Here is an 11,479-nt window from a genome sequence, read left to right as displayed (position 1 = left end):
CCGCAAGTGGTCTTGTCGGCACCCCGGATTCATGACTTCGTCTTAATCGTTTGACATACATATTAGGAGTCGAAAGGATGAGTAACGATATGAGCAGCAACGAAACCTTGATGGTGATCGCCCATCGCGGCGCCGCCGGGGAAGCCCCGGAAAATACGCTTGCCGCTTTTGCCCTCGGTTTGGAGCAAGGCTGTACAGGCATCGAGCTGGACGTGCATCTGTCCAAGGACGGCGAAATTATCGTCTGCCACGATACGACTCTGAATCGGACAACCGACCGTCAAGGCGCGATCGGCAATCTGACCGTAGAGGAAATCAAGCAGGCCGATGCCGGAAGTTGGTTTCACGAGCGTTTTGCGGGCGAGCGCGTGCCGCTGCTGGAGGAAGTATTCGATTTGGTGCCGCCGGAGGTTCAGATCAACGTGGAAATCAAAGCCGGCAACGACGGTATTGCCCCGGCGCTTGTGGAGCTGATGAAGCGCAAGGATCGGCTGAACGACGTATTCGTCTCCTCGTTCGATTTCGATATTCTGGAGCGGTTGAAGGAGCTGGAGCCGGAAGCGCGTATCGGGCTGCTGTACCATATCCGTATGACGCATCATGACCGTATGGCCGGTCTGCTGGACTATCCGGTCTATTCGCTCCATCCGCATTGGAGCCGCATGGACAAGCGGAGCGTGAGCGAAGCTATCGAGCGCGGCCTGCGCGTGTATCCATGGACCGTGAACGAAGAGGCGAACATGCTGAACATGATCGACTGCGGCGTATCGGGCATTATTACCGACTATCCTGGGCGGCTGAAACGGCTGTTGGAACGTTAAAACGCAAGGACAGGGGCCGGTCCGCGAGAGCGGCCTTGTCCCCGTCCTGGCCGGCGCCATGCCGGCTTTTTATGGCTTGTTGAAAGATTCTGTACTATACCGCGGTCCATTTGTCCGTTGTACTTGACCGCTACCGCCGGCAATCGGCCATTGCGGACCGCCATGCTTTCTGCGTTGACGCCATGGCGCGGACTCCGTCCCGAACGGCAGCCGCTGGCGGCGGCTTGAAAGAGCGCGACTATCTCTGAGAGTCGCTAGTCCGCCTCCGATAGCTGCAGCATCGCGGTCAACGCCGCGAGCGTCTTCGATACCCAGCGGTCCGCCGGGTACACCAGTTGGACATAAATACGCAGCTCCGGCGGGGAGAAGGCGAGCTTGCGCAGCCGGCCGTCTTTCAGCTCGGCCGCTACGGCGCAAGCCGGCAGCAGCGCAAGCCCGAGGCCGTGCAGCACGCAGCGCTTGATGGCCTCGACGCTGCCGAGCTCGCACGACACTTGCGGCTTAATTCCATGCTCGGCCAGCAGCTCGACAAACATGTTGCGGTACGAGCAGCTTCGCTCCGGAGCGACCCAGGCATGCCGGGCGAAGTCATCCGGCTGTATCTGCTCCGTCCCGGCCAGCGGATGATCGGGGCGGGCAACGAGCAGAAGCGGCTCCTCCCTCAGTACGATCCGAACTAGCTCCGGATCGTTTTTTTGCCGTTCCAGCCATATGCCGGCATCGTATTGACCTGTCTGCACCCCTTGCAGCAGCTCCGCTTCGTTGCCCGTCTGCAGCAGCAGGCCGGTACGCGGGAACAGCTCCTTCATTCGTCTAATGTAAGGGGGCAGGTAAAAAGCGGCCATCGATTCGATCGTGCCGACGGTAAGCGAACCGGCGATATCCGCCGACACGGCTTGACGCGACTCTTCCTCCAGATCGAGGATGCGGCGTGCATAATCGAGCAGCTCCCGTCCTGCCGGCGTCAGCCGGATACCCCTACCGTTCCGCTCGAACAGCGGCACGCCGTAATGCTGCTCGAGCTTGCGGATTTGCGCGGTGATGCTCGATTGCGCGTAGCCAAGCGCGTCTGCGGCACGGGTAATATGAAGCAAACGGGCGGTTTCCGTGAACGTTCGCAGCAAAGTGAGCTCCACTTGCGTTCTCCCTTCTGACTCATCGGTAAAAACGATTGGTTATATCGTATATTATAGCTAACGCCGATGGATCTGGCTATGCTACAGTTAACGCAGAGCCAGCCGGGTCTCGCTGCGGCAAGGCTGGCGACTGATAGGCGGGAGGAATCGATATGTTAGCTGAACGTTTAAAAGGCGTGATCGTTCCGGTCGTCGCCCCTTTTACCGCAGAGGGCAAGATGGACACGGAAAGCTTCCGCAGACTTGTGAGCAAGCTGCTCGCGCGAAAGGCGCATGGGCTTATCATCAATGGAACGACGGGGGAATCCCCGACGGTGGGGGCGGAGGAAGCGGAGCGGTTGGTCGAGATCGCTCTGGAGCTGAGGGGGAACGAGGACGGGACGCCGATTCTAGTCGGAACCGGTTCCAACGATACCGCGGAGGCGGTGCGGCTGACGAAGCGGGCCAAGGCGCTGGGGGCGGACGGTGCGCTCGTCGTGACCCCTTATTACAACCGGCCTTCCGTACAGGGCGTATTGGAGCATTACCGGAGGGTGGCCGATGTCGGGCTGCCGGTCGTCGCCTACCATATTCCGTACCGGACCGGACTGGAGCTGGGTCCCGACGCGCTGGCCGCCATATTGGAAATCGAGGGCGTGGTCGGCATCAAGGAAAGCTCCGGCGGCATCCGCAACTTTATCGAGCTCGGCGGCCGGACGGATAAGGCGCTGCTGTGTGGGGACGACCTGTACTTTTTGGCGGCTCTCTGCTGCGGAGCGAGCGGCGCCATGATGGCTTCGGCGAACGTCGCCACGGAGCGGTTCGTCGGCGTATACGATCTGTTCGCCGACGGGCGTCTGCCGGAGGCGAGAGCAGCTTTCAACGAGCTGGTGCCGCTTGTCCGTCTGCTGTTCGCCGAGCCGAACCCGGCTCCGATCAAATGGCTGCTTGCGCAAACCGGGCTCCTTGCATCCGATGCCGTGAGGCTGCCGATCACCCCGATCAGTCCGGAGCTGCGCCGTCAAATGGAGCCGTTCGTAGACGTCTGCCGTTAAGATGGAACGGCGCACTGCCTGCGCCGGCGCTCGAATGGCCAATAGTCTGATAGTCTGTCGGACTATAGTCATAAATTGGGTATATAGACCTATTAATGAGTGAGGAAACGTATGGTACTCTAGTATTACTCAAATCGGATTAATCGGAAAAAGGCAAACCTGTTCGAAAGACAGGGACGCAAAGCCACGGGTCTACCAACGGAGCAATGCCGTTATGATAGCCGGGCCGCCCCCAAGGTGCATACCGTCATTTCGGACGGACGTCGCTCTAGGGCGATGTCCTTTTTGCGTTGACCATCTAAAGGGGGTGTGACGATCATGGATGAACTGCTGCAATTAAAAAACGGGCTGCACCGTTTGACCGTCGAACTGATCGGCAACTGCAAATATTGTTCGCTCATTTCTTCGAACGTGGAATTCAAAACCCCGATCTACTGTACCAAATTTACCGGAGCGATCCATCCCACCTGTGTGGACGTCCATACATGCCTCGCCTGTCAGGAGTACAAAAACGGCAAAACCCCGTAAACCCCTTTTCCTTTGTTTCCGCTTCTTTCTTTCTGCTTTTTGCCCGTTTCTCGATCGCGCGGCATCACCCGGTTCATGGAATCGTTCCGAAAAAAAACGCCGGCCGTGTCACCTTTTTCCTTCCGCCGAATATCGCTAATAGTAGGCGAATGACAGCCGAAGGAGGTGTGCGGACGATGGAATATCGCGATTTATCGGCCACCGTATCGAAAAAAGTAATGCTCAAGCCGCGACTGCAAATCCGTTACCCGCAGCTGAGCGGGCTGCCCAACCGGAAGGCGCAGCTGAGGATCAACGATACGATCATGCAGCTTGTGTACCGGATGATCCGCGATCAAGGGTACGTGCAGGACCCGACGAAGGAGATGACCGGCACCTACGAGATCAAGCTAAACGGCCACGGGCTGATCAGCATCGTGTTTCAAAATTACGCTTACTCCAAGGGCCAGGCGCACGGGGTTACGGTACAGAAGTCTTTGACGATGGACTTGTGGGACGGCCGCGAATACCGGTTTGCTGATTTGTTCCGGCCGGACAGCGGCTACAAGGAGACGATCGATGCGATCATTCGCAAGCAGATCGAAGAAAAAGACGTGCCGATCTTCGATATGAATTCGTTTCCGGGAGTGGGTCCGAACCAGGATTACTACCTAACCCCCAACGAGCTGGCCGTCTATTACCAGCAAGCGGAGTATACGCCGTATGTGTACGGCTTTCCGACGTTCTCCATTCCGTACGCGGACATTGCCGGCATCGCCGATCCGCAAGGTCCTATCGGACGCCTGCAGCCGGTCATGCAATGAAGGCACGCGAAGTTTTCTTGTCGCCCAAAGGCGAAGGAAAGCTTCTTTTTTTGGCTTGAAACGGGGAAAAGAAGGCGTTATAATTGCGTTGTATATATTATATATAATATATAGTTAAAAATAAGGAGTGGAAACGCGCATGAGCAAAGTTAGAGTCGGTATTATCGGCCTCGGCAGCTGGGGCAGCTGTCATTTGGAAGCGTTTCATGCGATGCCGCAAGTAGAGGTCGTCGCGGTGTGCGACCGTAACGAGGACAGAGCCCGGCAGCTTGCCGAGCAATATGCCGTACCACACGCGTACAGCCGCAGCGAAGATTTGCTGGAGCGGACGGATATCGATCTTGTCAGCATCGCCACGTTCGAGCACGAGCATTTTGGTCCCGCGATCGGCGCCCTGAAGTCCGGCAAGCATGTATTGGTGGAAAAGCCGATATCGACCAAGCTGGAGGAAGCGGCCGAGATGGCCCGGACGGCGGCGGAGCACGGCAAAATGATATTTGCCGGTCATCTGCTGCGCTTCGAGCCGCGGTACGCGGATATTTACAAGGCGATCCGGTCGGGACGCATCGGCGAGCCGCAAAGCATGTATTTGAAGCGCGGCCGCACGAAGGGCATGTTCCGCACGTACAAGCGGACGCATACGGTATTCGAGCTGACGGTGCACGATCTCGATGTGGCGATCTGGTACGCGGGCAGTCGCGTCAAATCGGTTAAGGCTTACGGCAAAGCGGTGAACGACGATGTCGTGCCGGATATTTTATGGTCGTGCCTCCAGTTCGAGAACGGGACGATGGCTTTTCTGCACAGCAACTGGATGACGCCGGACGAGGCGGGCATCGTCATGAACGACGCGGCGGAAATTATCGGGACGAACGGTACCGCGCAATTCGCCAACAACGATTCCAATCTGCAGCTGTGGGACGAGCGGGGACGCATGTCGCCGGACTATTTCATCCATCATTCGCTCAACGGCAGCACGTTCGGCGTTCTGCGCGAGCAGTTGACTTATATTTGCGGATGCGTGGCGAACGGTACGGCGCCGACGTACACGTCGTTCGACGACGCCGTGCACGGCATCGCCGTCGCCGAGGCGATCATCCGCTCGTGCGCGAGCGGCCGGGAAGAGCAACCGCTCGCTTGAGCGGGACGCATTCCGCGGAAGGGGACGGGAACGTGAGACTTCATGACAAAATATGTCTGATTACCGGCGCGGGATCGGGAATCGGGCAAAGCGCCGCGCTGCTGTTCGCCGCCGAGGGCGCTTGCGTCATCGTCAACGATTTGGACGAGAGCAAGGGCGAAGCTACCGTCGAGGCGATTCAGGCGGATGGGGGCACGGCTCTGTTCGTGCACGCGGACGTGACCCGGCCCGACGAGGTGAGCGCCATGACGGAACGGGCCGTCGCCCGCTTCGGGCGTATCGACGTGTTGTTCAACAACGCCGGCATCAGCGGCGTAGGCACGCTGCACGAGATCGAGCCGGACGTATGGGACCGGATTATGGAGATCAATATCAAGGGAGTCTACTTGCCGAGCAAATATGTGCTTCCTCATATGATGGAGCGCGGACAAGGCTCGATCATCAACATGTCGTCCTGCGTAGCGGAGATCGGTTTGGCGCGCAGGGCGTCTTACGCGGCGACGAAAGGTGCCGTGCTGGCGCTGACCAAATCGATGCAGGTCGACTATGCGCCGTACGGCATCCGGGTCAACGCGCTGCTGCCGGGGACGATACTGACCCCGTTCGTCGAGGACTACCTGCGGAATGCTTACGACGATCCCGAGGCGGGACTGGCTTCGATCCGCAAGCGGCAGCTGAGCGAACAACTGGGGCGTCCCGAGGACGTCGCCCAGGCGGCGTTGTTTCTCGCTTCGGACGATTCCAGGTTTATGATGGGGTCCCCGCTTTATATCGACGGAGGGGCCGTATTCGGCAAAAATGCCTGACCTTGTTGTAACCCATCTTGGCTGAAACTCGTATCGCTGGAGCAACCGAATAGGGGAGCGGATACGGAGTGAGCAATGAATACAAGGAGGAACCTTCATTTATGGGCAAACGAATCGTGACAACGGACAAGGCCCCGGCTCCCGGTGGCGCTTATTCTCAAGCGGTAATCCACGGCAATACCGTTTATGTAGCCGGCACCTGCCCGTTCGAGCTGGGCACCGGCAAGGTGCTGTACCCGGACGATGTGGTGGAGCAGACACGGCTCGTCCTGCATTACATGGGCGAAATTCTCCGGGCGGCGGGCAGTTCGATCGAGCATGTCGTCAAGGTGACGTCGTTTTTGCGCAATTTGGACGATTTCAAAGCCTACGATCGGGTGTATGCGGAGACGTTCGCTCATGAACCGCCGGCGCGCAGCACGGTCGAGATCGGCAAATTTCCGCCGGGCATGACGGTGGAGATTGAATGCGTCGCCTTGATTCCGTAAAATCCTTGTCGAGAACCGGGTGTATGGAGAATCGCTCGTTGGATCGGAAGAAGCGCTCATCAGACCTAGCGGTCCAAATGGGCGCTTTGCCGTTCGGCTATGTCAAAGGCTGTGTCGCCGTTTTCTGAGCGGTCTCGTTTGTGCGACTATTACATCGCTTACCTCACCCTCACCATTGTGATACAATGACGGGGAAAGGAAATCAAGCAGGATGTGAGACGACTTGAACCGATCGATGAAAGGCGCGGCTGTGTTCCTTGCTATGCTGTTTGCCGCCGAATTGCTCGCAGGCATCGTTGGCCTGCTCCGTTACGACGGCGTGATGAGCGTCGGCTACATGCTCGCGCTGCCGCTGCTCGGCCTGGTACAGTGCGGCACGATGCTCCGACGCGGCAAGCCGCGCCGGCTGAAGCTGTTTCTGGCGCTTCAGGCGCTGCTGCTTGTCCTGCCGCCGGCTCTGTACGTATCCTTCAAACCTGTGGTGTCGTACGAGGATGCCGTAAGGCTTGTCCGCGACCATACGCATGAAGCAGGGGAGATTGCGGACGAAAACGGTAAGCGTTACATGCGGATGACGGGTATTGCCAATCCGTTTATCGAGAAAGGGTACGTCATATCGATATCCGATCAGGGGCGTATCCGGGAATATATCGTGAATCCGGTGACGGGAAAGGTGGCCGAGCTGGAGTGAAGAGGAATGCAAAAGCTATGCTGCTGCTCGGTATAATGGCGGTCGCGGCAGCGGGCTGCAGCGCAAAATCCGAGCACCCTAAGGACAGCTCGGCGACGGCTGTCTTGTCCAAGATGTCCTTGCGCCAAGAGGGAGACGGTGCGGACGGCTCGTTAGTTGGTTACGACATCCCCTACGAGCAGCTGCTGTACGCCAAGCTTCCCGCCGCGGGCATCAGGGACGGACAGCTGCAGGAGGAGCCCCCCTTGGCCGATCGCGAGCTGCTTGCCGCTTATGAGCCTTACCGCCGGGCGGTGCCGGGCGGCTTCATCGTCAAGCAGGACGAGGAGCACTATTATATTTGCGTCAGCATCGGCAAAACGCATACGCCGAGCGAAGGCTTTGACATAGCCGGCATCGCGTACACCGTTGCTGCGCAAGGAGACGATAGCCTGCTTGTCATCCGCGTGCGGGAACAGCACAATGAGCCGTCGCCGGAGGGCAAGGCAGGAAATGGAGCGGCGCTTGAGGCGGCAAGGAGCGGCGGGACGGTTCCCGACGGAGGCGCCTTCGTCACGTCCTTGATCCGAATACCGAAGAGCGCCTTGCCGGCTGGCGCCGAGGTAGCCGGTATTTCGATGCTTTTGGCAGGTGCGGCAGAGCTGGGCGGTTGAAGCGTTAGTTCTGCATGACGCAGTGCACATGCACCAAGGCGATGCCTCCGACGATAAACGGCCGGAGGCTTTTGCACATTTGCGAAAAATGTAAGATAAAGCGCTTACTTACTTACCGTTTTCGGCAATCATTTTATTAATTTCTTCTTCGGCTTTGGCAAGCGCCGTATTGACATCCGACGCGTTATTGAGAAATTGGGTGAACTGGTTTTGCAAGATGCTTTCAGCCTTCGCCCGGTATTGCGACGAAACCGGGTAAGGCACCGGCTTGCTTTTGAAAATGCTCGCAAGCTTTTTGCCGTTGAGATAAGGGACGTCGGTACCGAACGCCTTCTGAATGTCCGGATTTTTGACGGCTGGCATCCATCCTTTTTTGGAGCTTGCCAACTGGAATTCGTCAGACGTCACCATGCTGATCACTTGCATGGCTTGCTCCTTGTATTTGCTCGATTTTGTAACCGCCAACGCCTGAACGCTTGCATTGCCGTACGTGTTCGGTCGTTCCGGATAGCTGGGGTATTGGGCGATATCCCAATTCAGCCCCTCCGAAGTCGCTTTTTCAAGCGAAATCAGCATATTTAGTTGGAGCTGCATAGCCAACGTTTTGTCCTTGAGAAACGCATCCGCTTTACGATCGTTCCCCGGAATCGAGTAGATGGACTTCACCAGATTAAACACTTTTTTCCAGTCCTCCGTATTAACGGACGCTTTCTCCGTAAGAGGATCTACCGCTGCTGCAGACAAGGGCTGGGCGATCCACAAAACCCCGTTCCCGGTATCCAAGCCGCGGTATTGGGTGCCGCCTTCATTGCGGGTTACCCGTTTGGCCAGATCGAGCGTTTGGTCCCAGTTCATGCCGTCTTGCGGGTAAGGAACGCCGAACTTGTCGAACAAATCTTTATTGTAGTAGAGGGCATGGAAGTTCAAGCTGAAAGGCAGCGCGTAAATTTCATCTTTTGCCGATGCAATGCGGATATCGCGAATAATGCCCGCATCGAATTTGTTCAGATCGACGTTATGCGTTTTTAGCATAGGAGACATGTCATACAGCAAATCGCGGTCCCGATAAGACAACAGATTCCCATTGAAAGTAAAAATAATATCCGGCGTTTCTCCCGCGACGATAAGCTCGTTTAAAGTAGTCCCTTTCACCGGCGAAAAAATTTGCAGCGTTATATTCGGGTGTTTCTGCTGCAATTGCTGAATAATGAGCTCCCTCAACCGGTCGTCGACGTTGATGCCGTCAATCGCCGCCGTAAGCGTCACCGGCTGGGTGCTGATCGCAGATACGCCGGCTCCCGCTTTTTCGCCTTCGCCGCCGCTCGTTTTACTGCACCCGGCCAGGACAACGACCGCCATCGTCATGCTTATCCAAAAAACCGTTTTCTTTTTGTTCATATTCGCCCCTCCATGATTAAGCGTTTTCATAAGACCGTTTCGCCGGATTCATGCCACATACGACAGCTTTGCGCACTGTGACTACGGCCGAATGACGCAACTTTTAAAGCTGGCACGGTTCGCCCGACCGAGGTGCGGGTAGATTCCGCCGAATCCTTTATGGCTTCGTCGTTGTATGGCTTGCGGTAGCTCTTCACCTGCCCTTAAAATTTACTCGTGTAATATTTAGGTAATTGAAGTATAGCCGATTTCTTTTATAGTGAAAAACGCCATATTTGATGTTTTATCCCAATGAATGACCGCTTCTCTCCAGTTTTCGTAAAATTGCGAATTACTGCTTACTTACTCGTGTAAAAAAGGGCGATCCCTCGTAAGAGAATCGGTCCGATTCGCGAACAACAGTTAAGTCCGACGCTGCACCGATTCAAAGTCTGGGTCTTTTCAGGTATAGTACATAGAAGCGGCTCCGATCCGACGGAAAGGCAGCCACCACGTATAAAGGAGGGACGGCTTATGCCATCCATGAACCGGCTCGTCATTGCCGGCACAGGCAGCGGCTCGGGAAAAACGACGATGACCCTCGGCCTCATGTCCGCGCTGAAAGCGCGGGGCTGCATCGTGCAAGGATTCAAGTGCGGGCCGGACTATATCGATCCGGCTTACCATACGGCGGTCACCGGAAGACCGTCGCGCAATCTGGACAGCTGGATGCTGGGCGAGGAGGCGGTCCGCGAAGTTTTCGCGCGCGGCAGCGAGGGGGCGGACATATCGATCATCGAAGGAGCGATGGGCATGTACGACGGCAAAAGTCCGCTGTCGGACGAAGGCAGTGCCGCCCATATCAGCCATATTCTCGGCGCTCCGGTGCTGCTTGTCGTCAACGTGCAAAGCATGGCCCGCAGCGCCGCCGCCATCGTCAAAGGGTTCCAGTGCTTGTCCGCCGACGCGCGCATTGCCGGCGTGATCGCCAACTGCGCCGGCAGCGAAGGCCACTATCGGCTCGTCAAGGAAGCGATCGAGCACGAATGCGGCGTTCCGGTCGTCGGCTACCTGAAGCGCGAGGCCCGGATCGCCATTCCCGAGCGGCATCTGGGGCTTGTGCCGGCGATCGAGCGCGGGGAGCTGGACGGTTTTCTGGCCGGCCTCGGGGAACTGATCGCCCAGCATGTCGACCTCGACCGACTGATGGAGATTGCGGCTTGCGGCCCGGTCGACTACCGGCCGAAGCTGTTTCGGCAGCGGGCGCCTTCCCGGGGAATTCGCATTGCCGTTGCCAAGGACCCGGCCTTTCATTTCTATTACCCGGAAAATCTCGAGTTGCTGGAGGCGCATGGAGCCGAGCTGGTCTACTTCTCGCCGCTTGCGGGGGAGAAGGTGCCCGAGACGGCGCACGGACTGTATATCGGCGGCGGCTTTCCCGAGGAGTTTGCCGAGCGGCTGGCCGGTCTCGAACAGGTGAAGGCGTCGGTGCGCGAACGGATCGAGGCGGGCATGCCGACACTGGCGGAATGCGGTGGCTTTATGTATTTGACCGAAGCGATTCGCGACACCGAAGGGCGCTCTTATCCGATGGTCGGCCTCCTCAAGGGAGAGGTGGCGATGCAGCCGAAGCTGGCGGCGCTCGGTTACCGGGAAATTGTCGGAACCGCCGACAACTTTCTGCTGGGAGACGGACGGACGGCCCGGGGGCACGAGTTCCACTACTCCGCGTTCCAGCCCGGCAGCGGCGTTAATCCCCCGCCCGCCTACGTCACCCAGGGGCGGCAGGGGACGAAAACCGAAGGCTTTGCCACACCCAATCTCGTGGCGGGCTACACGCACATTCATTTCGGCTCCAATCCCGGATTGGTAGAAAGTTGGATCGACGCTTGCGAGAAATTTCGCGGCAGACTGTAAGGGAACGAAACTTGCCGATGGCGGGGAGAAGGCGCGGCTTGTCCGGCAGGACAGTCCGATACAGCCGAACCCTGGCATCGGTTT

General features: G+C 57.6%; 12 protein-coding genes and 1 riboswitch. Of the genes, 10 read left to right on the top strand and 2 right to left on the bottom strand.

Features of this window, described 5'->3' with window-relative positions; translation table 11 throughout:
- Positions 1-77 precede the first annotated feature (77 nt).
- Complete coding sequence (locus tag ABD796_RS06675) at positions 78-821, top strand: glycerophosphodiester phosphodiesterase (protein ID WP_344904855.1); 744 nt, start codon at positions 78-80, stop codon at positions 819-821.
- 254 nt (positions 822-1,075) lie between these two features.
- Here ABD796_RS06675 and ABD796_RS06670 read toward each other — a convergent pair whose 3' ends face one another.
- Positions 1,076-1,957 carry a LysR family transcriptional regulator gene (locus tag ABD796_RS06670; protein ID WP_344904852.1) on the bottom strand — a complete coding sequence of 294 codons (882 nt, stop codon included), beginning with the start codon at positions 1,955-1,957 and terminating at the stop codon, positions 1,076-1,078.
- Positions 1,958-2,109: 152 nt separating this feature from the next.
- Between ABD796_RS06670 and dapA the strand changes: the two genes are divergently transcribed.
- The 8 genes from dapA (at position 2,110) to ABD796_RS06630 (ending at position 8,101) form a co-directional block, all read left to right on the top strand.
- Positions 2,110-2,991, top strand: coding sequence for a 4-hydroxy-tetrahydrodipicolinate synthase (gene dapA, locus ABD796_RS06665; RefSeq protein WP_344904849.1), 882 nt, complete (start codon positions 2,110-2,112; stop codon positions 2,989-2,991).
- A 142-nt stretch (positions 2,992-3,133) separates the two neighbouring features.
- A riboswitch (cyclic di-GMP riboswitch) is annotated at positions 3,134-3,225 on the top strand.
- A gap of 84 nt (positions 3,226-3,309) precedes the next feature.
- Complete coding sequence (locus tag ABD796_RS06660) at positions 3,310-3,519, top strand: hypothetical protein (RefSeq protein WP_344904846.1); 210 nt, start codon at positions 3,310-3,312, stop codon at positions 3,517-3,519.
- 176 nt (positions 3,520-3,695) lie between these two features.
- Positions 3,696-4,322 (top strand): DUF3298 and DUF4163 domain-containing protein, encoded by a 627-nt coding sequence (locus ABD796_RS06655; protein WP_344904843.1) that lies wholly within the window; start codon positions 3,696-3,698, stop codon positions 4,320-4,322.
- 139 nt (positions 4,323-4,461) lie between these two features.
- Positions 4,462-5,463, top strand: a complete 1,002-nt coding sequence (locus ABD796_RS06650) for a Gfo/Idh/MocA family protein (protein ID WP_344904840.1) — start codon at positions 4,462-4,464, stop codon at positions 5,461-5,463.
- A 32-nt stretch (positions 5,464-5,495) separates the two neighbouring features.
- A complete protein-coding gene (locus ABD796_RS06645) occupies positions 5,496-6,269 on the top strand; it encodes an SDR family NAD(P)-dependent oxidoreductase (RefSeq protein ID WP_344904837.1) in 774 nt (257 codons plus the stop codon).
- A 101-nt stretch (positions 6,270-6,370) separates the two neighbouring features.
- Positions 6,371-6,757, top strand: a complete 387-nt coding sequence (locus ABD796_RS06640) for a RidA family protein (RefSeq protein WP_344904834.1) — start codon at positions 6,371-6,373, stop codon at positions 6,755-6,757.
- Positions 6,758-6,980: 223 nt separating this feature from the next.
- Positions 6,981-7,448: a hypothetical protein gene (locus ABD796_RS06635; RefSeq protein WP_344904831.1), complete on the top strand. Its 468-nt coding sequence runs from the start codon at positions 6,981-6,983 to the stop codon at positions 7,446-7,448.
- Positions 7,445-8,101, top strand: a complete 657-nt coding sequence (locus tag ABD796_RS06630; protein WP_344904828.1) for a hypothetical protein — start codon at positions 7,445-7,447, stop codon at positions 8,099-8,101. Before ABD796_RS06635 ends, ABD796_RS06630 begins: the two co-directional genes overlap by 4 nt.
- A 108-nt stretch (positions 8,102-8,209) precedes the next feature.
- Here the strand turns inward: ABD796_RS06630 and ABD796_RS06625 are convergent, their stop codons facing one another.
- Complete coding sequence (locus ABD796_RS06625) at positions 8,210-9,499, bottom strand: ABC transporter substrate-binding protein (protein WP_344904825.1); 1,290 nt, start codon at positions 9,497-9,499, stop codon at positions 8,210-8,212.
- Positions 9,500-10,012: 513 nt separating this feature from the next.
- On the opposite strand from ABD796_RS06625, the gene ABD796_RS06620 reads away from it, so the two are divergent.
- Positions 10,013-11,395 carry a cobyrinic acid a,c-diamide synthase CobB gene (locus ABD796_RS06620; RefSeq protein WP_344904822.1) on the top strand — a complete coding sequence of 461 codons (1,383 nt, stop codon included), beginning with the start codon at positions 10,013-10,015 and terminating at the stop codon, positions 11,393-11,395.
- The last annotated feature ends 84 nt before the right edge of the window (positions 11,396-11,479 follow it).

It is taken from the genome of Paenibacillus hodogayensis (assembly GCF_039536325.1).
Classification (GTDB): Bacteria; Bacillota; Bacilli; order Paenibacillales; family NBRC-103111; genus Paenibacillus_AB; species Paenibacillus_AB hodogayensis.
This window is presented reverse-complemented; position numbering and strand designations above follow the sequence as displayed.

What these genes read in the sequence shown, in the direction of transcription:
- ABD796_RS06655 (WP_344904843.1), top strand. Translation starts at nt 3,696, where the DNA reads ATGGAATATCGCGATTTATCGGCCACCGTATCGAAAAAAGTAATGCTC.
- dapA (WP_344904849.1), top strand. Translation starts at nt 2,110, where the DNA reads ATGTTAGCTGAACGTTTAAAAGGCGTGATCGTTCCGGTCGTCGCCCCT.
- ABD796_RS06625 (WP_344904825.1), bottom strand. Translation starts at nt 9,499, where the DNA reads ATGAACAAAAAGAAAACGGTTTTTTGGATAAGCATGACGATGGCGGTC.
- ABD796_RS06675 (WP_344904855.1), top strand. Translation starts at nt 78, where the DNA reads ATGAGTAACGATATGAGCAGCAACGAAACCTTGATGGTGATCGCCCAT.
- ABD796_RS06640 (WP_344904834.1), top strand. Translation starts at nt 6,371, where the DNA reads ATGGGCAAACGAATCGTGACAACGGACAAGGCCCCGGCTCCCGGTGGC.
- ABD796_RS06620 (WP_344904822.1), top strand. Translation starts at nt 10,013, where the DNA reads ATGCCATCCATGAACCGGCTCGTCATTGCCGGCACAGGCAGCGGCTCG.
- ABD796_RS06660 (WP_344904846.1), top strand. Translation starts at nt 3,310, where the DNA reads ATGGATGAACTGCTGCAATTAAAAAACGGGCTGCACCGTTTGACCGTC.
- ABD796_RS06650 (WP_344904840.1), top strand. Translation starts at nt 4,462, where the DNA reads ATGAGCAAAGTTAGAGTCGGTATTATCGGCCTCGGCAGCTGGGGCAGC.